Origin of the sequence: Corallococcus exiguus (assembly GCF_009909105.1) — a bacterium.
Taxonomy (GTDB): Bacteria; Myxococcota; Myxococcia; order Myxococcales; family Myxococcaceae; genus Corallococcus; species Corallococcus exiguus.
On record NZ_JAAAPK010000007.1, the window covers coordinates 327487 to 347508 of the forward strand.

A 20022-nucleotide genomic window follows, 5' to 3' on the forward strand; every position below is an offset into this window, starting at 1 on the left:
ACCCTGTGAATGGTTTGGTAAAGGTTGTCTTTGGGGGCGATTGGGGCCTCTCCGTCACGATGGTGGGATTCTCCGTACAGCGCTGGGCCGCCTGGGCCCCCGGGCTCGTCCATCCTGCTTCCTGGGAAACGTGGCTCGCGACCCCGCATCCGCTCCCCGCGGAAGGCACGCCCGCGCTCGCGGCGATGCCCGCGATGATGCGCCGCCGGGTGGACCGGCTGGGCCGCATCGCGTTGCAGGCTGCGTATGACGCGCACGTGGACGCGCCGGACGCGCCCGTCATCTTCGCATCGCGTTATGGCGACCTGGGCCGCTCGGTGGAGCTGCTCACGCAGCTGGCGCGCTCGGAGCCGCTGTCGCCCACCTCCTTCAGCCTGTCGGTGCACAACGCCATCGGCGCGCTCTACTCCATCGCTCGGGGGGACACGTCCGCCTACGCCGCCATCGCCGCGGGAGAAGAGACGGTGGAGGCCGCCTTCACGGAGGCGTGCGGCCTGCTGTCGGACGGCGTCCCCCGGGTGATGGTCGTCGTCTACGAAGAGCCCGTGCCCACGCCGTGGGAACACTTCTCCCGGGACGTGGCGTTTCCCCACGCATGGGCCTGCCTCCTCTCCGCCAGCACGGGCGCGGACGCCATCCACCTGGACTGCGCGGCCAGCGCCCCGAACGCGCCCGTCGCGCCGTTGGATGCGGCGGAGCTCCCGGCGGACCTGCGCGCCCTGCGCTTCCTCGTTTCCGGAGCCTCGCGGTGGGAGCACGCGACGGACGGCCGGTGTTGGCGGTGGGCGCGCCATGCTTGAGAAGCTCGACCGGCCGTGGCGCATCTTCGCCACCGGGTTGTCCTTCGCCACCTTCGGCCTGGGGGGGCTGGCGCTGCGGCTCCTCTACTTCCCGCTGCTCGCGCTCTTCGTGCGCGAACCGAAGCGGCAGCAGCGGCTGGCGCGGCTCGCGGTGCACTACACGTTCCGCTTCTTCATCGGCTACATGCGCGCGCTGGGCGTGCTGCGCTACGAGCTGCAAGGCGTGGAGAAGCTGGCGCGCTCCGGGCTGCTCATCCTGGCCAACCACCCGTCGCTCATCGACGTGGTGTTCCTCATCTCGCTGGTCCCCAACGCGGACTGCGTGGTGAAGGCGAGCCTGGCGAACAACCCGTTCACACGCGGCCCCATCCGGGCGACGCGCTACCTGAGCAACGACTCCGGGCCCGGGCTCGTCCAGGACTGCATCGAGTCCGTGAAGGCCGGCAACAACCTCATCATCTTCCCGGAGGGCTCGCGCACACCGCTCGACGGGAACATGCAGCTGCAGCGAGGCGCCGCCAACATCGCGGTGCGCGGCCCGTGCGACATCACGCCGGTCATCATCCGCTGCGAGCCTCGGGGCCTCACCAAGGGCATGCCCTGGTGGAAGGTGCCGGAAAAGCCCATGCACTACGTCATCCGCGTGGAGGACGACATCCACGTGTCCGCCCAGGACGCGGAAGCGGGCGAGGCGGCGAAGGCCGCGCGCCAGCTCACCACCCGGCTGCACGACCATTTCTCCAGGGGGAGCCAGGAACATGTTGGAGCTTGAGCAGGAAATAAAGCGGCTGGTCATCGACACGCTGAACCTCGAGGACCTGAAGCCGGACGACATCGATCCGGCGGCGCCGCTGTTCGTCGAAGGGCTGGGGCTGGACTCCATTGACGCCCTGGAGCTCGGCCTCGCGTTGCAGAAGTCCTATGGCGTCGTGCTGGCGAGCGACTCCAAGGAGAATCGCCGTCACTTCGCCAGTGTTCGGGCGCTCGCGGACTTCGTCAGCACCCACCGCACCCGTTCCTAAGCAGCCCCCGTCAAAACCAAAGCGAGGACTCACCCCATGACCAAGCACGAGCTGTTCGAGCGCCTGAGCGCCATCCTCCAGGAAACCTTCGACATCGAGCCGTCCCGCATCGTCCCGGAGGCGCGTCTGCACGACGACCTCGACATCGACAGCATCGACGCCATCGACCTGCTGGTGCGCCTGAAGCCGGTGACGGGCCAGCGCGTTCCGCCGGAAGTCTTCCGCTCCGTGCGGACCATCCAGGACGTGGTGGACGCGCTGTACGGTCTGCTCGGCAGCGACTCCGCCGCGGCGTGAAACGTCTGCGTCCGGTGCTGTTGGGGCTCTTGAGCCTCGCCTACCCCCCGCTCGTCTATCTGGGCCTGGGCCACTTCGAGCCCCGCTGGATGGCGCTGCCCCTGGCGGCCATGGCGGTGGTGCGCGCGGTGGCCACGCGGGAGAAGATGTGGCTCGCGGCCGCGGTGGGCGCCCTGGTGCTCGCGGGCTCCAGCATGCTGGGCAACAACGCCCTGCCCCTGAAGCTCTACCCGGTGCTGGTGAACGCGGTGCTCCTCACCGTATTCCTCACCAGCCTGGTGTATCCACCCAGCGTGATTGAGCGACTGGCGCGGCTTCGGGAGAAGGACCTGCCACCGTCGGGCGTGGCGTACACGCGCCGGGTGACGCAGGTGTGGTGCGGCTTCTTCGTCCTCAACGGCGCGCTCGCGCTCACCACGGCGCTCTTCGCGAGCGACGCGACCTGGGCGCTCTACAACGGCCTCATCGCCTACGGCCTCATGGGCCTGCTGTTCGCGGGCGAGTGGGTGGTGCGGCAGCGGGTGCGCGCACGGCACGCCCATGGCTGAGCCGCTCGCGCTCGAAACCCTCCTCGTCCACGGCCGTCCCGCCGGGCACCCCGTGGCCCGGAGCGAGGACGGCGTGCGGGACTTCGGTGCGTTCCGCGCCCGGGTCGCCGGCTGGCGCTCGGCCTTCGCGGCGCACGGAGGCCAGCGCTACGCCCTCTTCACCGAGGACACCTTCGAGTTCGCCGCCGCGCTCCTGGGCGCCTGGCACGCGGGGGTGTGCATCTACCTGCCCGCGGACGCGCGCCCCGCCACGCTGGACGCGCTGAAGGCCCACGTGGACGGCTTCGCGGGCCGGGCCCCCCAGGGACAGGGGCCGCTCGCGCCCGCGATGAACGAGGACGGGACCGCCGCCGCGTTCCAGGCATTGTCACCCGGGCTCGCCGCGCTGGTCGTCTACACGTCGGGCTCCAGCGGAGAGCCCACCGCCATCCCCAAGCGCCTGTCGCAGCTGTCCAGCGAGGTGGCCACGCTGGGCCGGCTGTTCGACGAGGCCGTGGGGGACGTGCCGGTGCTGGCCACCGTGTCTCACCAGCACATCTACGGACTGCTGTTCCGGGTGCTGTGGCCGCTGACGTCCGGACGCCCGTTCGATGCGAATGCCCTGCCCTATCCGGAGGACATCCTGGCCGCGCTCCAGACCGGCCCCGGCCTGTTGGTGGCGAGCCCCGCGCACCTGAAGCGCTTGCCGGCCACGCTGGACTGGGCGGCCGTGCGCGGGAACCTGCGCGGGCTGTTCTCCTCCGGCGGGCCGCTCACCCCCGAAGCGCTCCAGGCCTGCCGCGACCTCTTGGGCCGGGCGCCGGTGGAGGTCTACGGCAGCTCGGAGACGGGCGGCGTCGCATGGCGCAGGCGCGACACGGACGACAGCGCGTCCTGGCGCACGATGCCGGGCGTGGAGGTGCGCGCGGAAGACGACGCGCTCCGCGTCCAATCCCCCCACCTGGACCTGCCCCCGGGCGAGTGGTTCACCACGGAGGACCGCGCGCGGCCCGTGCCCGGCGGCTTCGAGCTGTTGGGGCGCCGCGACCGGCTGCTCAAGCTGGAGGAGAAGCGCGTGTCGCTCTCCGCCATGGAGCGGACCCTGGTGGCCGGGGGCCTGTTGCGCGAGGCCCGGGTGCTGCCCCTCACGGAAGGCCACCGGGTGATTCTGGCGGTGGTGGGAGTTCCGGACGCGGAAGGCTGGCGGCTCCAGGAGTCGGGGGGCAGGCGGTCCCTGAGCCAGGCGCTGCGCGAGAAGTTGGCCCCGCATTTCGAGTCCAGTGCCTTGCCGCGCCGGTTCCGGTATCTGGAGGCCATGCCGGTCAACTCCCAGGGCAAATCCACCGAGGCGGCGCTCACCGCGCTCTTCGACCCGAAGCGTCCCCCGTTCCGCGTGCTGGAGCGCTGCGACGAGCGCGTGCTGCTGGCGGTGGAGGTCCCCGCGAATTCGCCCTACTTCGAAGGGCACTTCCCGGGCTCGCCCATCCTGCCCGGCGTCGTGCAGGTGGAGTGGTCACTGCTGCTGGGCCGCGAGCACTTCGCGCTGCCGCCGGACTTCCTCCGCATCGAGACGCTGAAGTTCCAGCAGGTCATTCCACCCGGCACGCTGCTGTCGCTGGAGCTCACCTGGGCGAAGGAGTCCGGGCGGCTGGGGTTCAAGTTGACGTCGGCCGCGGGCTCGCACGCGAGCGGCCGCATCGTGTTGGGGGGAGGGGCAGGATGAAGGTCTGCGCGGTGATTCCGGTCTACAACCACGGCGAGGCCGTGGGCGCGGTGGTGAAGGCGGTGCGCAGCCACGGGCTGCCCTGCGTGCTGGTGGACGACGGCAGCGAGCCCGGCTGCGCGGCGGTGCTGGACGGCCTGGCGCGCGAGGACAGCGAGCACGTGGAGGTGGTCCGCCTGCCCCAGAACGAGGGCAAGGGCGGCGCGATGATGGCGGGCCTGCGCGCGGCCCTCTCCCGGGGCTACAGCCACGCGCTGCAAATCGACGCGGACGGCCAGCACAACGCCAACGACATCCCGCGCTTCCTGGAGCTGGCGAAGGCGCAGCCGGACATGATGGTGTGCGGCACGCCCGTCTATGACGAGTCCGTGCCCAAGGGCCGGCTGTACGGCCGCTACGCCACGCACATCTGGGTGTGGATCAACACGCTGTCGTTCGCCATCCGCGATTCCATGTGCGGCTTCCGCGTGTATCCGCTGCAGCCCACCGTGGCGCTCATCGACTCGGTGAAGATCGGCAAGCGGATGGACTTCGACGTGGAGGTGCTGGTGCGCCTGTTCTGGCGCGGCATGCGCATCCTCAACCAGCCCACCCAGGTGCGCTACCCCACCGACGGCATCTCCCACTTCGACGTGCTCTGGGACAACGTGCGCATCTCCGGCATGCACGCCCGGCTCTTCTTCGGGATGTTGGTGCGGCTGCCCGTGCTCCTCTGGAACAAGGTGGCGAAATGAAGTCCCGCCACTGGGCGGAGATGGGGGAAACCACCTTCGTGGCTGGCATCTGGATCCTCTACTGGGTCCACCGGCTGCTGGGGCGCTGGCCCTTCCGCGTCTGCCTCTACCCGGTGGTGCTGGTGAACTGGCTCCGGCGGCCGGTGCTGCAGCACTCGTCGCGCCAGTACCTGAAGCGGATGCAGACCGCGACCGGGGCCCTGGGGCACGAGCCCCACTGGCGCGACAGTGTGCGTCACGTGCTGATGTTCGCGGAGACCATGCTGGACAAGCTGCTCGCGGTGAGCGGGCGCTACCGCTTCGAGAGCGTCCGCACCGAAGGCCGCGAGGAGCTCTACGAGGCGGCGAAGTCCGGCAAGGGCGGCATCATCGTCACCGCGCACATGGGCTGCCTGGAGCTGTGCCGCACCATGGCGGAGCGCCGGGGCGAGGTGAAGCTCAACATCCTGGTGCACACGCTGCACGCGGAGCAGTTCAACCGCCTGCTCAAGCGGCTCAACCCGGAGAACGACTTCCGGCTGATGGAGGTCACGGACATGGGCCCGGCCACCGCGGTCGCGCTGAACGAGCGCGTGGAGGCCGGAGAGTTCGTGGTCATCGCGGGCGACCGCATCCCGGTGAATTCCGCCCAGACCGTGAGCGTCGACTTCCTCGGCCACCCGGCGCCATTTCCGGTGGGCCCCTACGTACTGGCGGCGCTGCTCAAGTGTCCGCTCTACCTGCTGGGCTGCATCCATGAGGGCAAGGGCTACACCATCCACTTCGAGCGCCTCTTCGAGCGCGTCGTGCTGCCTCGGGGCAAGCGCGAGCAGGCGCTCACCGACTGCGCGCAGCACTACGCAGCCCGGGTGACGGCGCTCCTCCAGCGCGCGCCCTACGACTGGTTCAACTTCTTTCCCTTCTGGGATCAGGTGCATGTCTCCGCGAAGCCCCCCACTTTCTGACACCCCGGTCCGCTTCGACGGCGGACGGCTGACGCTCGAGGACGTGAGCGCCCTGTCGCGCCGCGAGCGCCCCGCGGAGCTGGGCACGGCCCCGGCCTTCCGCCAGCGCATCGCCAAGGGCGCCGCGTTCCTGGACCGGCTGCTGGCGGAGGACGGCGTCATCTACGGCGTCACCACCGGCTACGGCGACTCCGTCACGGTGTCCATCCCGCCCGCGCTCGTCGCGGAGCTGCCGCACCACCTCTACACGTACCACGGCATCGGCGCGGGCCGGTTCCTCACCCCGGAAGAGACGCGCGCGGTGCTGGCCACTCGGCTGGCGTCGCTGTCGCAAGGCTTCTCCGGCGTGGGCGTGCCGCTGCTCACCCAGTTGGAGCTGCTGCTCCAACACGACGTGCTGCCCATGATTCCCGCGGAAGGCTCCGTGGGCGCATCCGGCGACCTGACGCCCCTGTCCTACGTGGCGGCGGTGCTCTGCGGCGAGCGCGACGTGTGGCACCGGGGCGAGCGCAAGCCCGCGGCGCAAGTGCTGAAGGAGCTGGGCATCGCGCCCCTCAAGCTGCGGCCGAAGGAAGGCCTGGCCATCATGAACGGCACCGCCGTGATGACGGCCCTGGCGTGCCTGGCGTGGGAGCGGGCGGAGTACGTGTCCCGGCTCGCCACGCGCCTGACTGCCTTCAACGTGCTGGCGAGCGCTGGCAACGCGCACCACTACGACGAGACGCTCTTCGCGGCGAAGCCCCACGCGGGCCAGCAGCGCGTGGCGGCCCGGCTGCGCGCGGACCTGGTCACGGACCGGCCGCCGCGCAACGAGCAGCGGCTCCAGGACCGGTACTCGCTGCGGTGCGCGCCGCACGTCATCGGCGTGCTGGAGGACGCGCTGCCGTACTTCCGCACGCTCATCGAGAACGAGCTGAACAGCGCCAACGACAACCCGCTCATCGACCCGGACGGGGAGCGGGTGCTGCACGGCGGCCACTTCTACGGCGGCCACATCGCCTTCGCCATGGACGGGCTGAAGACCGCGGTGGCCAACGTGGCGGACCTGCTGGACCGTCAGCTGGCGCTGCTGGTGGACCCGCGCTTCAACCACGGGCTGCCCGCGAACCTCTCCGCGTCCACCGGCGCCCGCGCGGCCATCAACCACGGCCTCAAGGCGGCGCAGATCAGCGTCTCCGCGTGGACCGCGGAAGCGCTGAAGCAGACCATGCCCGCGTCCGTCTTCTCCCGCTCCACCGAGTGCCACAACCAGGACAAGGTGAGCATGGGCACCATCGCCGCGCGCGACTGCCTGCGCGTGCTGGAGCTGACGGAGCAGGTCGTCGCGGCCATGCTCATCGCGGCGCGCCAGGGCGTCACCCTGCGTCAGCGGATTGACGCGGACGCGAAGCCCGGCCCCGCCCTGGCCGCGATGCACGCGGACCTGGAAGCACGCATCCCCTTGCTGGTGGAGGACCGGGCGCTGGACGGTGAGCTGCAGGGCCTTATCACCGCCATCCGCCGTCGGGAGTGGAGGCTGCATGAAGCCTGACCTGAGCTGCGAGCTGGAGATCGACCCGGCGTTCCACGATCTCGACATGATGGAGATCGTCTGGCACGGCCACTACGTGAAGTACCTGGAGCTGGCGCGCGCCGTCATCCTGCGCAAGCACGACTACGACTGGCCGCAGATGCGCGAGTCCGGGTACGGCTGGCCCGTGGTGGAGATGAAGCTCAAGTACGTCTCCCCCATCTCCTACAAGCAGCGCATCATCGTGCGCGCCGAAATCACCGAGTGGGAGAACCGGCTGCGCTTCGACTACCTGCTGCGCGACGCGGACACCGGGCGCAAGGTGAACCAGGCCCACACCATCCAGGTCGCGGTGTCCTTGAAGACGGGCGAGATGGAATACGTCTGCCCGGAAGTCCTCTGGAAGAAGCTGGGAGTGTGGCCGGGATGAAGCCCTTCCTCGTGTTGATGCTGTCGCTGCTGTCCCTGAGCGCCCACGCCGCGGACCTGGTGAAGGACGTGCGCGCGCGCCTGGTGGACGCGCCGCTGGTGCGCGGCCAGTTCGAACAGAAGAAGACCGTGCAGGGCTTCAAGAAGCCGCTCGTGTCCAAGGGAGACTTCCTCCTCGCCCGCGACCAGGGCGTGCTCTGGAACACGCGCACGCCGTTCGCCTCCACGCTGACGCTCACGCGCAAGTCGCTGAGCGCGCAGCAGGCCACGGGCGGCGCGGCCTATCACCTGGACTCCACCAAGGAGCCCGCGCTGGCGGCGGTGAACGAGCTGCTCTTCGCGCTCTTGTCGGGCGACGTCGCGGCGCTCCAGAAGCGCTTCACGGTCGAGGGCGCGCTGGTCGGCGACAAGGGCTGGAAGCTGGATTTGACGCCCACGGACGCGGGGCTCGCGCGCGTCTTCAAGCACATCCACCTGGAGGGTGACGGGTACGTGCGGCAGGTGCAGTTGGACGAGACGCGCGGCGACAGCAGCGTCATCACGTTCGAGCAGCTCGCGCAGACGCCTCCTCCCGACGCCACGGAAGCGGAACGCCTTGGCAAATAAGCTGGCCATCCTGTGGGCGCTGGTGGTGCTCGCCGTGGGCATTCACCAGGTGCAGTTCTGGCGTTCCGCGAGCCTGGACACGGACGTGCTCGCGCTCCTGCCGGAGGACGAGCAGGCGCCGGAGGTGGACGCCGCCACGCGCAAGCTCGCGGACGAAGCCGGACGGCAGCTCGTGCTGCTGGTGGGCGCCAAGGACTGGCCGTCCGCGCAGAAGGCCGCGGACGAGGCCACGCGCGTGCTCACGGAGTCCTCGGACCTGCTGGAGCCGGCGGTGGTGGACACCTCCACGCTGGAGCAGGCGGTGGACTTCTACCGTCCCTATCGCGACCGGTTGCTCACGCCCGCGCAGCGCAAGTGGCTGGCGCACGCAACGCCGGAGGAGCTGGGCGGCACGGCGCTGATGAAGCTGTATCAGCCCGCGGGCGCGCAGCTGACGGACTGGAACGCGGATCCGCTGGGCCTGTGGCAGGACTGGTGGCAGGCCCGCGCGGCGGAGACGTCCGCCCGGCCCCGCGACGGACGGATGTGGCTGTCCGGCGAGGAGCGCGAGTGGGTGCTCCTCATGTGGAAGAGCAAGGTGTCCGCCTTCGCGCTGGGAGACGGCTCGCGCGTCACCGCCACGGTGGAGCGGGCGCGCGCGAAGGTGGAGGCCTCGGTGCCCGGCGGACGGCTGGTGGCCGCGGGCGTGCCGCTGTACGCGGAGGCCGCCGCGGCGCAGGCGAGCTGGGAGATGTCCACCATCGGCTTCGGGTCGCTGGCGGCGGTGCTCATCCTCGTATGGCTCACCTTCCGCTCGCTGCGGCCCATCCTCCTCGTGGGCGTGTCGCTCACGCTGGGCTGCGCGGTGGCGCTCACGGTCACCGCGCTGGTGTTCGACCGGGTGCACCTGCTCACGCTCGTCTTCGGCTCCAGCCTGGTGGGCGTGGCGGAGGACTACGGCTTCCACTACTTCGCCGCGCGCCAGGGCAAGGCCCCTTCGGAGCGCGGTCCGGTGATGCGCGCGCTGCTGCCCGGCATGGTGCTCGCGCTCGTCACCAGCGTGGTGGCATACCTGGCGCTGGGCGTGGCGCCCTTCCCGGGCCTGCGGCAGATGGCGGTGTTCTCCGCCGCGGGCCTCACCGCCGCGTTCCTCACCGTGGTGTGCTGGTTCCCCTCGCTGGACACGGGCGCCCTGCCCATCACGCCCTTCGCGGAGCGCTTCTCCGCGTCCATCACCCGCTGGCCGCGCATTGCGTCCACCCCGGCGTGGTGGCTGTCCGGCGCGGTCGTCACGGTGCTCGTGGCCGTGGGCATCTGGAAGCTGGAGCCCCGGGACGACCTGCGCCAGCTGCAGGGCGCACCCGCGAACCTCATCTCGGATCAGCGTGAACTGGGACGCCTGCTGGGACTACCCAGCCCGGCGCAGTTCTTCCTGGTGCAGGGAGACAACGACGAACAGGTGCTCGCGCGCGAGGCCGTGCTGAAGACGAAGCTGGACGCGCTGGTCTCGGAGAAGGTGTTCGCAGGCTACCGCGCCGTGTCTGATTGGCTTCCGTCCGAAGCACAGCAGCGCGAGGACTCGGCCCTGAGCGCCCGCGCGGAGGCCCATGCGGTCGCCGCCGTCAGCGAATCCACGGGTGAAGCCCCCACGCGTGCCGCGTTCTCCCCGGAGCCGCTCACGCCCAAGCAATTCCTCGCCGGGCCCGCCGCGGCGGTCATCCGGCAGCAGTGGCTGGGGACGCTGGGCAAGGCGCAATACAGCGTCCTCATGCTGCGCGGCCTCAACGACCCCAAGGTGCTGCCCCGTCTGGAAGAGGTGGCCCAGGGCCTGGAGGGCGTCCGCTGGGTGGACAAGACGGCGGAGATTTCCGGCCTGCTCAGCCGCTACCGCCGCATCATGGGCGGGCTCATCGTCGCGGGTTACTTCGCGGTGTTGCTCACGTTGGTGGCTCGCTTCGGGCGCCAGGCGTGGCGCGCGTGGGTTCCCTCCGTGCTGGGCACGCTGCTGACGCTCGCCATCTTCGGGTGGGCGGGCGCGCCGCTGCAGCTGTTCACCGTGCTGGGGCTGGTGCTGCTGCTGGGCATGGGCGTGGACTACGGCATCTTCCTTTTGGAGCACCCCGGTGACGGCTCCGCGTGGCTCGCGGTGGCGTTGGCCGGCGTAAGCACGCTCCTCTCCTTCGGGCTGTTGGGCCTCTCCGCCACGCCCGCGCTGCGCTCGTTCGGCCTCGCCATGCTGCTCGGCGAGGTCACCATCTGGATCCTCACCCCTTGTTTCCGACTACCACCCGGGAAAGCCACACATTGAAAACTGAAACTGCGGACATCCTCATCATCGGCGCGGGCCCCGCGGGCTCCGTCGCGGCGGGTCTTCTTCGCAAGCAGGGCCGTGACGTCCTCGTGCTGGAGCGCGAGCAGTTCCCGCGCTTCTCCATTGGCGAGAGCCTGCTGCCGCAGAGCATGGAGTACATCGAGGAGGCGGGCTTCCTCCAGGACGTGGTGCAGGCCGGCTTCCAGTACAAGAACGGCGCGGCCTTCGAGCGCGCCGGCAGGTACACGGACTTCGACTTCCGCGACAAGTTCAGCCCCGGCTGGGGCACCACCTACCAGGTGCAGCGCGCCCGCTTCGACGAGATCCTGGCCAAGGCCGCGGAGAAGAAGGGCGCCACCGTGCGCTTCCGCCACGAGGTGCTGACCGTGGACTTCTCCAGCGGGCAGCCGGTGGTGACGGCGCGCTCCCCTGAAGGCGAGACGTACCAGGTGAAGGCGCGCTTCCTCCTGGACGCGAGCGGCTTCGGCCGCGTGCTGCCGCGCATGTTGAACCTGGAGACGCCGTCGAACTTCCCCGTGCGCGGCGCCATCTTCACGCACGTGGTGGACAACGTTCCGCTCGGCACCTTCGACCGGAACAAGATCCGCGTCACGACGCACCCGGAGCACGTGCACGTCTGGTACTGGACCATCCCCTTCTCCGACGGCCGCTGCTCGCTGGGCGTGGTCGCGAAGAAGGAGTTCCTGGACCAGTACACCGGCACGGACACGGAGCGGCTCCAGGCCATCGTGAAGGAGGCGCCGTCGCTGCAGAACCTCCTGAAGGACGCCGTCTGGGACACGCCCGCGCGCAAGCTCACCGGCTACGCGGCCAACGTGAAGTCGCTGTGGGGCCCGGGCTTCGCGCTGTTGGGCAACGCGGGCGAGTTCCTGGACCCCGTGTTCTCCTCGGGCGTCACCATCGCCTTCAAGTCCGCGAGCCTCGCCTCCGCCTGTATCGCCCGGGAGTTCGCGGGGGAGAAGGTGGACTGGGAGAACGACTACGCGAAGCCGCTCAAGGCCGGCGTGGACACCTTCCGCACCTTCGTGGAGTCCTGGTACGAGGGCGGCTTCCAGGACATCATCTTCCACCCGAACCCGTCGGAAGACGTGCGCCGGATGATCTCCGCCATCCTCGCGGGCTACGCGTGGGACAAGAACAACCCCTACGTGGCGGACAGCAAGCGGCGCCTGACCGTCCTCGAGGCGCTGTGCGCGGCGTAGTCACCGCCCTGCTCGTCGCGGGGCTGGTGGCCTGCACCAGCACGCCCCGGCCCCGGCCCGCCGCTCCTGGCGAGCCGTTGCCGGAGCTGCGCCTGGCTCCCGCCGCCCTCGGGGCGTCCGTGAGCCTGGCGCAGCAGCTGGTCTTCGCGCACGAGCAGGACCCCGGAGGCCCCCGCTCCCTGGAGGCCCTCCTGGAGGTGGACCCGGCCCAGATGCAGCTGGCCGGGTTGGCCATGGGGCACCGCATCCTCACGCTGCGCTGGGACGGCAGCCACCTGGACGAGGAGCGGGACCCCCGCCTGCCCGCCCAGTTCAACTCCGCGCTCGTCATCCGGGACGTGCAGCTCGTCTACTGGCCGGCCGACGCCGTGCGCGCCGCCCTGCCCGCGGGCTGGACGCTGGAGGACGGACCGGGACAGCGGACCCTGTCGAAGAACGGCAGGGAATGGGTGTCGGTGCGCTACGATGGCACCCCGCGCTGGGAAGGGCGCACGCAGCTCACCAACCACTCCGAGCACTACCAGCTCACCATCGAATCGCACGTCGCGGACGAGTGACAGCCCATGCCTCCTCCTGTCTTCCTCAACCAACTGGGCCTCGTCTGCGCATTGGGCTCCGGGAAGCAGGAGGTGGCCCGGGCGCTGTTCGCGGACACCGTCTCCGGCGTCGCCTCGCATGCCGGGTACGCGGACCGTCCGCTGCACCTGGGCGTCGTCACCGCACCGCTCGCGGCGCAGGACGCCCTGCCCCCTTCGCAGCACAGCCGCAACAACGCGCTCCTGCTCACGGCATTGGAGCAGGTGCGCGCCGAGATTGACGCGGCCGTGGCCCGCTTCGGTCCCTCGCGCGTGGCGGTGGTGATGGGCACCAGCACCTCCGGCATCGGTGAAAGCGAGTCAGCCATCGCCGGCCACCTGGCCACGGGCGAGCTGCCGCCCCGCTTCCATCTGCAGCAGCAGGAGCTGGGCTCCCCAGCGCTGGCGCTCTCGCACGTGCTGGGCACCCGGGGCCCCGCATATGTCATCTCCACCGCGTGCTCCTCCAGCGCCAAGGCCCTGGCCAGCGCGGCACGGATGCTGCGCACGGGCACCGTGGACGCGGTGCTGACGGGCGGCGTGGATTCGCTGTGCGGCTTCACCGTGGCGGGCTTCCGCTCGCTGGACTCCGTGAGCGAGGAGCGCTGCAACCCGATGAGCGCCCACCGCCATGGCATCAACATCGGCGAAGCGGCGGCGCTGTTCCTGATGACGCGCGAGCCGGGGCCGGTGCGCCTGTCCGGATGGGGCGAGTCCTCGGACGCGCATCACATCTCCGCGCCCGAGCCCGGCGGCAAGGGCGCCATGGCCGCCATCCAGGAGGCCCTGAAGCGCGCGGGGCTTTCGCCGGAGCAGGTGGACTACGTGAACCTGCACGGCACCGCCACGCCGCAGAACGACGCCATGGAGACCCGCGCCGTGCACGCGCTGCTGGGGCCGGGCGTGAAGGCCAGCTCCACCAAGCCGCTCACCGGCCACACGCTGGGGGCCGCGGGCGCGCTGGAGGCGGCCTTCGCGTTCCTCACGCTGGTGGACAACCCGCACGGCAAACTGCCCGGGCACTTCTGGGACGGGGCCGTGGACGATTCGCTGCCGGCGCTGTCGCTGGTGAAGCCGGGGGAGTCGCTGGGGCGCCCGGTGAAGAGCGTGCTGAGCAATTCGTTCGCCTTCGGGGGCAGCAACGCCGCCCTCGTGCTGGAGCGCGCATGATGCGCATCGTGATTGATCAGCCCGTCGAGGAGCTGGTGCCCCATCAGGGGCGCATGCGGCTGCTCGACCGCGTCCTGGAAGGCGACGCGGACTCGCTGCTCGCGGAGGTCACCGTGCGCGAGGACAGCCTCTTCTACGCGGACGGAGTCGTGGGCGGCTGGGTGGGCATCGAGTACATGGCGCAGGCCGTGGCCGCGTGGGCCGGGTGGCATGCGCGCAAGCGCGGCGGCACGCCCCGGGTGGGCTTCCTGCTGGGCACGCGCCGCTACGAGTGCAGCCGCCCCACCTTCAAGCTGGGCGAAACCCTGCGCATCGAGGTCCACCGCCAGTTCTCCGCGGACAACGGGCTGGGCCAGTTCGACTGCACCTTGCGCATCGGGACGGAGCAGGTGGCCACGGCGGCGCTGACGGTCTACGAGCCGCAACCGGGGCAGGACCTGGGAAGGGGCAACACAGATGGGTGACAAGACGGTGCTGGTGACGGGCTCCAGCCGGGGCATCGGCCGCGCCATCGCGCTGCGCCTGGCCCGCGACGGCTACGACGTCGTGGTGCACTGCCGCAGCAAGCGCGAGGAGGCGGACGCGGTGGCCGCCCAGGTCCGTGAGGCCGGCCGCGAGTCCCGCGTGCTCCAGTTCGACGTGGCGGACCGCGCCGCCACGCAGGCCGCGCTGCTTTCGGACGTGGAGGCCCACGGCTGCTACTACGGCGTGGTGTGCAACGCGGGCATCGCTCGCGACAACGCCTTCCCCGCGATGACGGCGGAAGAGTGGGACGGCGTCATCCACACCAACCTGGACGCGTTCTACAACGTGCTCAACCCGCTCACGATGCCCCTGGTGCGCCGCAAGAAGCCGGGCCGCATCGTCACGCTGTCGTCCGTGTCCGGGCTCATGGGCAACCGGGGCCAGGTGAACTACAGCGCCGCCAAGGCGGGCATCATCGGCGCGACGAAGGCGCTGGCGGTGGAGCTGGCCAAGCGCGACATCACCGTCAACTGCGTGGCGCCGGGCCTCATCGACACGGAGATGGTGCCTCCGGAGGTCCTGGAGGAGGCGCTCAAAATCATTCCCGCCCGCCGAATGGGCAAGCCCGAGGAGGTCGCCGCCGCGGTGGCCTTCCTCATGTCCGAGGACGCGGCCTACATCACGCGGCAGGTGATTTCGGTGAACGGGGGGATGATCGGATGAAGCGCGTAGTCGTCACCGGAGTCGGTGCGCTGAGCCCCCTGGGCCATGACTGGAAGACGGTCGAGGCGCGGCTGCATGCGCGCCAGAACGCCGTCCAGGTGATGGAGCCCTGGAAGGCCTACGAAGGTCTGAACACGCGGCTGGGCGCGCCCGCCCTGCCCTTCGAGCTGCCGCCGTCCGCGTACTCGCGCAAGACGACGCGCACCATGGGCCGCGTGGCGCTGATGGCGACGCGGGCCAGCGAGCTGGCGCTCCAGGACGCGGGCCTGTTGGGCAGCCCCCTGGTGAAGAGCGGGAAGATGGGCATTGCCTACGGCTCCTCCGCGGGGACGCCGGAGAACATGGGCGACTTCGGAAAGATGATCACCCACAAGACGACGGAGGGCATCACCGCGACGACGTACCTGCGGATGATGTCCCATACGGCGGCGGTGAACATCGGCGTCTTCTTCGGCGTCACCGGGCGCATCATCACCACGTCCAGCGCATGCACCTCCGGCAGCCAGGGCATCGGCTACGCGTATGAAGCCATCAAGTTGGGCCGCCAGGTGGCGATGCTCGCGGGCGGCGCGGAGGAGCTGGACGCCACGGGCGCGGCGGTGTTCGACACCCTCTTCGCCACCAGCACCAAGCACAACGAAGCGCCGCACCAGTCCCCCCGCCCCTTCCACGCCGAGCGCGACGGGCTGGTGCTGGGCGAGGGCGCGTGCACGCTGGTGCTGGAGGAGCTGGAGCACGCGAAGGCTCGCGGAGCCACCATCCACGCGGAGCTGTTGGGGTACGGCACCAACAGCGATGGCCGCCACGTGACTCAGCCCAACGCGGACACCATGGCGGAGGCCATGCGGCTGGCGCTGGAGGACGCGGGCGTGCCTGCTTCCGCCATCCCCTACGTCAACGCGCACGGCACGGCGACGGACACGGGCGACGTGGCGGAGAGCGCGGCGACGAAGAGCGTCTTCGGGGAGAAGGTCGCCATCTCCAGCCTCAAGAGCTACATGGGCCACACGCTGGGGGCCTGCGGCGCGCTGGAGGCGTGGATGACCATCCAGATGATGCGCTCGGACTGGTTCGCGCCCACGCTGCACCTGACCGCGGACTCAGTGGATCCGAAGTGCGCGCCCCTGGACTATGTCGTGGGTGAGGGACGTGCGTTGCAGACGGACCTGGTGATGAGCAACAACTTCGCCTTCGGTGGCATCAACACATCGTTGATCTTCCGCCGCTGGCCTTGATGCCTGGAGACACCGCCATGAAGAAAGCCCTCCTGTTGCTGGCTCTGACCGCCGCGAGCCCCGCCCTGGCGCGCGACACCGTGACGAAGGTGAAGCTGGCGGACGTGATGGCCCTGCCCGAGGCCAAGCAGAAGCTGGACGGCTCGGTGAAGTTCTTCATGGCGGGCGCGAAGACGCCCAACGTGCTGAAGACGCTGGGCAGCGACACCTCGAACAAGAAGACCAACGGCGTGGGCAAGTCGGACGACTACGCCTGCAAGTGGGCCGCCCTCTCCGCGATCATCGCCCTGCAGGAGGGCGCGAAGAAGAACGGCGCCAACGCGGTGGTCAACGTCGTCAGCTACTACAAGAAGGTGGAGTTCAAGAGCGCCACCGAAATCGAGTGCCACGCCGGCAGCTTCGTCACCGGCGTCGCGCTCAAGGGCGACTACGCCACCATCGCCAGGTAGTCCCGCAGGCTGTTCCGCGCGGTGGGTCCTACCGCCGCGCGGGCACCTCGATGCGGCAGACGCTCCCGGGCGCCAGGTTCCGCGAGCGCATCCAGTCCTCCAGGTCGCGGTCGATGCGCGCCGAGGCCTCCGCGTTGAAGCGACGGTTGTCCTGGAGCTTCCAGCCCTGCGGGTAGTTGCCCGAGTAGCCATTCACCGTGGGCACGCCGTGCTCGCCGGACGCCCACACGGCGTCCAACTGGTACTTCCACTCCTGGGCCTCGCCGGACGTCGGCGCGTAGAAGAAGGTCGCGCAGCCCGGTGCGATGCGCGCGGCCACCGCCTCCACGTCCGCGCGGGCTTCGTGCCGGTCATAGGCGGGACTGGCGAGTCCCTGCTCCAGGAGGCACAGCGCGCCCAGGCCCACCGCCAGCGCCGCGCGTCCGGAGTCCCACTGCCGCTGGAGGTACAGGGCCAGCCCCACGGCCGCGGGCACCAGCAGCCACATGCCAATGCGGGCCAGGGCCCGGATGGCCGCCGCACCGGGCACGCCGTGGAAGACGAGCCACCAGGGCGTGTAGCCGCCGGTGTAGCGCGATGCGAGCACCACGGTGGCCACCGCCACGACGAGCAGCAGTCGCACCGCGGGCCGTGAGCGCGCCTGCCACAGGCCGATGGCAGCCAGCACCGGGGTGACGAAGCCGAAGCCCAGGCGGTGCTCCCACGCCACGGGCATGCGCTGGAACTTGGAGAAGCCGTTCGTCCACCCGTACAGCCAGCTGTCCTGGCCCACGAAGAACCAGCTCCAGAAGCGCGGCACCATGGGCGAGACTTCCGCGAAGGTGCGCAGCCCCACCGTGCCAATGGCCTGACGTGAGTGCAGGACGAGCGGCGCGAGCAGCGCCAGCCCCAAGACTCCGAAGCCCGCGAGCGCCGGGAGGTGGCGGCGCAGCGCCGTCAGCAGCGGACCGCGCGTGTCCCGGAAGACGAGCCCGGCGATGAACGCCAGCAGCAGGAAGAAGAAGAGGAACCAGCCCCAGTAGAAGCCCGCGTAGAGCTGGGCCACGAACGCGCCCACCAGTAGCGCGGACCAGGCCATCCCACGCCGCCGGTCCGTCTCCGGCCGCGTCAGCGCGATGACCGCGCCCACGGCGATGAGCGCGAAGAACTGTCCTTCCAGCTGCGGATGGTTGAGCTGGTTGATGCGCGGCGCGCCGGCCGTGAAGAGCACCGCGCCCACCACGGCGGGAAAGACGCGCAGGCCAAAGCCTCGCCGCAGCAGCCACACCGCCGCGGCGTAGTTGAGCGCCGCCATGGTGAGCGACCACGCCTGCCACGACAGGTCCGCGCCAAGGCCCAGCGCGCGCCACAGCCAGTAGAACGGGGCCACGCCCAGGAGTACGTCGGAGTACGCGGCGACGTTGAGCTCCGGGTAGAACATCGGCGGATCCCAGAAGCGCGCGTGCGCCGGGTCGCCGGTCACGAAGCGCCAGCCGTGCTCCAGGACGTAGTGGTTGAAGCGCACGTCGCCCTCGTCACCCTGTACGAGGCGCAGCCCGGACAGGATGGCGGGATGGTGCGACAGCAACAGGGCCAGCACGCCGCCAGCGAGGACAAGCAGGGCGACGCGGGTGCGTTCCGTGACGGCGGTTCCCATGGGCGCCGGGAGCGTTAACACACCGACAGTCCCCCTGGAACGACGGAGGGCGCCCGGAAGCGCCCTCCGTCCCCATCACGCGGTGGTCAGCGCGTCGGCAGGTCCAACCAGGACGGCCCGCCGAGCGACAGCGTCGCGCCGGTGGTGTTGGCGTCCAGGTAGAGCGGGTCCTCCGTGTCCACGACGAGCGCCAGCCGGTGCAGCACGGGGACGTCGTACGCGGTGGCCGGGAACGTCAGGTCCAGGTCGAGCGGCACGCCCGGCGTCGCGTTCTTCCACGAGAGGGGCACGTGGGTGATGAGCCCGCCGAAGTCGCCCAGGAGGTCGTACAGGTAGGCGACGACCGTGCCCGACGCGGTGGAGGGCGTGACGCGCAGGCGCAGGCTGGCCGTGCCCCGGATGGCGACGCCGCTCGTGGTGAGGGACGACGTCCAGACTCCGGCGTTGAGGCGGTTGACGCCCGGCAGCCAGACCACGGGCGGAATGCCGGTCAGCGCCTGGAGCCCGTTGGTCAGCAGCGCCACACCCGCGTCGGCGTTCGTGTCGAAGCCGGACCAGACGGTCCGCGAGCCGCTCGACGACGGCGTGCCGCCCAGGGTGCCGGTGCCATCCAGGACGCGGATGGCGCCCAGGCCGAAGCGCTGCGTGCCCTTGGAGACCTGGGCCCAGGACGCATAGCCCTCCGTGTCGCCGTCGTAGGTGCGCAGCACGACGGGCGCCTCACGGGAGATGCCGGTGTCCACGCCCGCGACGTACTGGTCCATCCAGCGCGTCACGCTGGTCCAGACACCGTTGGGCAGGCCCAACAGGCCTGTGGCCTCCACGACGGCGTGGTCGCCCGGCGCGAACTCCAGCCGCTTGGGGCCCGCCAGCTGGCCGTAGAACGACACGAGCTGGTTGGGCGGGAAGAGGCTGTCGCCGTACGCATTGGCCATCAGGATGGCGGGCTTGTTGGCGTTGATCTGACTGATGTACGTGGCCGCCGAGCGCACGCGGCCCCAGGCCTTGATGGACTCGATGTTCCGGTTGGCGAAGTAGTCGTTGATGGTGGTGCTCAACTCGGGGCTGGGACGGCCCAGCAGCGTCGCGGCGAGGTTCAGCAGCGCCACCGCCTGCGGGCGCCGCGTCTCTCCGCCGAACAGCGACGCCACCAGGTCCGACCAGCCGGAGAGCGCCGCCACCGCCTTCACGCGCGAGTCGAAGCCGGAGGCGATGAGCGAGATGCCCGCGCCATACGAAACACCCGCGAGCCCGATGCGAGAGGGATTCGCGGTCGTGTTGGCGAGCATCCAATCAATGACTCGCGACGTGTCCGCGATGTCCGCCGGTCCAGCGGTATCAATGCCACCGCCGGAGGCCCAGAAGCCGCGCGGCGTATAGGACAACGCCACGTAGCCCTTCTGCGCCATCGCGTTGGCCTGGGCCAGGTACTCCAGGTCGTTGAGTCCCCAGCTCGAGATGAAGACCACGGCCGGATGCGGACCCGGCGTCGTGGGCGCGATGTAGTTCGCCTTGAGAATGGTGCCGTCGCTGCCGGGGATGTCGACGAACCGGAAGCCGGTGGTCGGCAGGGCCAGGCCCGTGAGCGGCAGCAACAGGAACAACATGACCACTGGCAAATGCTTGCACCACGCAGGGAGTTTCAAAGTCATTGAGACACCTCA

General features: G+C 70.2%; 21 protein-coding genes. 19 read left to right on the plus strand and 2 right to left on the minus strand.

All coding sequences use genetic code 11. The features are described 5' to 3' along the window. Nucleotides 1–59: 59 nt before the first annotated feature. Genes GTZ93_RS25735 through GTZ93_RS25825 form a run of 19 tightly spaced genes read left to right on the plus strand, consistent with a single transcriptional unit; the run spans nt 60 to nt 16722 of the window. Nucleotides 60–800, plus strand: coding sequence for a beta-ketoacyl synthase chain length factor (locus GTZ93_RS25735; protein ID WP_167548382.1), 741 nt, complete (start codon nt 60–62; stop codon nt 798–800). Beyond that, nucleotides 793–1572 (plus strand): lysophospholipid acyltransferase family protein, encoded by a 780-nt coding sequence (locus tag GTZ93_RS25740; RefSeq protein ID WP_139918504.1) that lies wholly within the window; start codon nt 793–795, stop codon nt 1570–1572. The genes GTZ93_RS25735 and GTZ93_RS25740 overlap by 8 nt, the downstream gene beginning before the upstream one ends. Then, entirely contained in the window at nt 1559–1822 is a 264-nt protein-coding gene (locus tag GTZ93_RS25745) for a phosphopantetheine-binding protein (protein ID WP_014398640.1), read from the plus strand. Before GTZ93_RS25740 ends, GTZ93_RS25745 begins: the two co-directional genes overlap by 14 nt. A 36-nt stretch (nt 1823–1858) precedes the next feature. Then, nucleotides 1859–2119, plus strand: a complete 261-nt coding sequence (locus GTZ93_RS25750; protein ID WP_120563604.1) for an acyl carrier protein — start codon at nt 1859–1861, stop codon at nt 2117–2119. Further along, complete coding sequence (locus GTZ93_RS25755; RefSeq protein ID WP_120575940.1) at nt 2116–2667, plus strand: COG4648 family protein; 552 nt, start codon at nt 2116–2118, stop codon at nt 2665–2667. Before GTZ93_RS25750 ends, GTZ93_RS25755 begins: the two co-directional genes overlap by 4 nt. After that, nucleotides 2660–4369, plus strand: coding sequence for an AMP-binding protein (locus GTZ93_RS25760; RefSeq protein ID WP_139918506.1), 1710 nt, complete (start codon nt 2660–2662; stop codon nt 4367–4369). Before GTZ93_RS25755 ends, GTZ93_RS25760 begins: the two co-directional genes overlap by 8 nt. Further along, entirely contained in the window at nt 4366–5103 is a 738-nt protein-coding gene (locus GTZ93_RS25765) for a glycosyltransferase family 2 protein (RefSeq protein WP_121753799.1), read from the plus strand. Before GTZ93_RS25760 ends, GTZ93_RS25765 begins: the two co-directional genes overlap by 4 nt. Next, the gene (locus GTZ93_RS25770) at nt 5100–6047 is read left to right on the plus strand and encodes an LpxL/LpxP family acyltransferase (protein ID WP_139918508.1); all 948 of its coding nucleotides are present in this window, start codon (nt 5100–5102) and stop codon (nt 6045–6047) included. The genes GTZ93_RS25765 and GTZ93_RS25770 overlap by 4 nt, the downstream gene beginning before the upstream one ends. Beyond that, the gene (locus GTZ93_RS25775; protein WP_139918510.1) at nt 6019–7578 is read left to right on the plus strand and encodes an HAL/PAL/TAL family ammonia-lyase; all 1560 of its coding nucleotides are present in this window, start codon (nt 6019–6021) and stop codon (nt 7576–7578) included. Before GTZ93_RS25770 ends, GTZ93_RS25775 begins: the two co-directional genes overlap by 29 nt. Then, nucleotides 7568–7987 (plus strand): acyl-CoA thioesterase, encoded by a 420-nt coding sequence (locus GTZ93_RS25780; protein ID WP_120563610.1) that lies wholly within the window; start codon nt 7568–7570, stop codon nt 7985–7987. Before GTZ93_RS25775 ends, GTZ93_RS25780 begins: the two co-directional genes overlap by 11 nt. Further along, entirely contained in the window at nt 7984–8592 is a 609-nt protein-coding gene (locus tag GTZ93_RS25785; RefSeq protein ID WP_139918511.1) for an outer membrane lipoprotein carrier protein LolA, read from the plus strand. The genes GTZ93_RS25780 and GTZ93_RS25785 overlap by 4 nt, the downstream gene beginning before the upstream one ends. Continuing rightward, nucleotides 8582–10879: an MMPL family transporter gene (locus GTZ93_RS25790; protein WP_139918513.1), complete on the plus strand. Its 2298-nt coding sequence runs from the start codon at nt 8582–8584 to the stop codon at nt 10877–10879. The genes GTZ93_RS25785 and GTZ93_RS25790 overlap by 11 nt, the downstream gene beginning before the upstream one ends. Beyond that, nucleotides 10876–12105 (plus strand): NAD(P)/FAD-dependent oxidoreductase, encoded by a 1230-nt coding sequence (locus GTZ93_RS25795; RefSeq protein ID WP_139918515.1) that lies wholly within the window; start codon nt 10876–10878, stop codon nt 12103–12105. Before GTZ93_RS25790 ends, GTZ93_RS25795 begins: the two co-directional genes overlap by 4 nt. Continuing rightward, entirely contained in the window at nt 12093–12662 is a 570-nt protein-coding gene (locus tag GTZ93_RS25800) for a DUF3261 domain-containing protein (protein WP_139918517.1), read from the plus strand. The genes GTZ93_RS25795 and GTZ93_RS25800 overlap by 13 nt, the downstream gene beginning before the upstream one ends. 6 nt (nt 12663–12668) lie before the next feature. Next, nucleotides 12669–13850 carry a beta-ketoacyl-ACP synthase gene (locus tag GTZ93_RS25805; RefSeq protein WP_139918519.1) on the plus strand — a complete coding sequence of 394 codons (1182 nt, stop codon included), beginning with the start codon at nt 12669–12671 and terminating at the stop codon, nt 13848–13850. Next, nucleotides 13847–14314 (plus strand): ApeP family dehydratase, encoded by a 468-nt coding sequence (locus GTZ93_RS25810; protein ID WP_014398653.1) that lies wholly within the window; start codon nt 13847–13849, stop codon nt 14312–14314. The genes GTZ93_RS25805 and GTZ93_RS25810 overlap by 4 nt, the downstream gene beginning before the upstream one ends. Further along, nucleotides 14307–15038: a 3-oxoacyl-ACP reductase FabG gene (gene fabG, locus GTZ93_RS25815; protein ID WP_139918521.1), complete on the plus strand. Its 732-nt coding sequence runs from the start codon at nt 14307–14309 to the stop codon at nt 15036–15038. The genes GTZ93_RS25810 and fabG overlap by 8 nt, the downstream gene beginning before the upstream one ends. Continuing rightward, a complete protein-coding gene (locus GTZ93_RS25820; RefSeq protein WP_139918523.1) occupies nt 15035–16273 on the plus strand; it encodes a beta-ketoacyl-ACP synthase in 1239 nt (412 codons plus the stop codon). The genes fabG and GTZ93_RS25820 overlap by 4 nt, the downstream gene beginning before the upstream one ends. Before the next feature lie 17 nt (nt 16274–16290). After that, nucleotides 16291–16722 carry an excinuclease ATPase subunit gene (locus tag GTZ93_RS25825; RefSeq protein WP_139918525.1) on the plus strand — a complete coding sequence of 144 codons (432 nt, stop codon included), beginning with the start codon at nt 16291–16293 and terminating at the stop codon, nt 16720–16722. 28 nt (nt 16723–16750) lie between these two features. Here the strand turns inward: GTZ93_RS25825 and GTZ93_RS25830 are convergent, their stop codons facing one another. Both GTZ93_RS25830 and GTZ93_RS25835 read right to left on the minus strand, forming a co-directional pair. Beyond that, nucleotides 16751–18358 carry a hypothetical protein gene (locus GTZ93_RS25830; protein WP_139918527.1) on the minus strand — a complete coding sequence of 536 codons (1608 nt, stop codon included), beginning with the start codon at nt 18356–18358 and terminating at the stop codon, nt 16751–16753. 86 nt (nt 18359–18444) lie between these two features. Continuing rightward, nucleotides 18445–19965 carry a CocE/NonD family hydrolase gene (locus GTZ93_RS25835; RefSeq protein ID WP_257979173.1) on the minus strand — a complete coding sequence of 507 codons (1521 nt, stop codon included), beginning with the start codon at nt 19963–19965 and terminating at the stop codon, nt 18445–18447. Nucleotides 19966–20022 lie beyond the last annotated feature (57 nt).

Coding starts and splice junctions, on each gene's coding strand:
- GTZ93_RS25735 (WP_167548382.1), top strand. CDS start 60: ATGGTGGGATTCTCCGTACAGCGCTGGGCCGCCTGGGCCCCCGGGCTC.
- GTZ93_RS25810 (WP_014398653.1), top strand. CDS start 13,847: ATGATGCGCATCGTGATTGATCAGCCCGTCGAGGAGCTGGTGCCCCAT.
- GTZ93_RS25820 (WP_139918523.1), top strand. CDS start 15,035: ATGAAGCGCGTAGTCGTCACCGGAGTCGGTGCGCTGAGCCCCCTGGGC.
- GTZ93_RS25785 (WP_139918511.1), top strand. CDS start 7,984: ATGAAGCCCTTCCTCGTGTTGATGCTGTCGCTGCTGTCCCTGAGCGCC.
- GTZ93_RS25825 (WP_139918525.1), top strand. CDS start 16,291: ATGAAGAAAGCCCTCCTGTTGCTGGCTCTGACCGCCGCGAGCCCCGCC.
- GTZ93_RS25770 (WP_139918508.1), top strand. CDS start 5,100: ATGAAGTCCCGCCACTGGGCGGAGATGGGGGAAACCACCTTCGTGGCT.
- GTZ93_RS25775 (WP_139918510.1), top strand. CDS start 6,019: ATGTCTCCGCGAAGCCCCCCACTTTCTGACACCCCGGTCCGCTTCGAC.
- GTZ93_RS25830 (WP_139918527.1), bottom strand. CDS start 18,358: ATGGGAACCGCCGTCACGGAACGCACCCGCGTCGCCCTGCTTGTCCTC.
- fabG (WP_139918521.1), top strand. CDS start 14,307: ATGGGTGACAAGACGGTGCTGGTGACGGGCTCCAGCCGGGGCATCGGC.
- GTZ93_RS25835 (WP_257979173.1), bottom strand. CDS start 19,965: ATGTTGTTCCTGTTGCTGCCGCTCACGGGCCTGGCCCTGCCGACCACC.
- GTZ93_RS25780 (WP_120563610.1), top strand. CDS start 7,568: ATGAAGCCTGACCTGAGCTGCGAGCTGGAGATCGACCCGGCGTTCCAC.
- GTZ93_RS25745 (WP_014398640.1), top strand. CDS start 1,559: ATGTTGGAGCTTGAGCAGGAAATAAAGCGGCTGGTCATCGACACGCTG.
- GTZ93_RS25740 (WP_139918504.1), top strand. CDS start 793: ATGCTTGAGAAGCTCGACCGGCCGTGGCGCATCTTCGCCACCGGGTTG.
- GTZ93_RS25765 (WP_121753799.1), top strand. CDS start 4,366: ATGAAGGTCTGCGCGGTGATTCCGGTCTACAACCACGGCGAGGCCGTG.
- GTZ93_RS25750 (WP_120563604.1), top strand. CDS start 1,859: ATGACCAAGCACGAGCTGTTCGAGCGCCTGAGCGCCATCCTCCAGGAA.
- GTZ93_RS25760 (WP_139918506.1), top strand. CDS start 2,660: ATGGCTGAGCCGCTCGCGCTCGAAACCCTCCTCGTCCACGGCCGTCCC.
- GTZ93_RS25805 (WP_139918519.1), top strand. CDS start 12,669: ATGCCTCCTCCTGTCTTCCTCAACCAACTGGGCCTCGTCTGCGCATTG.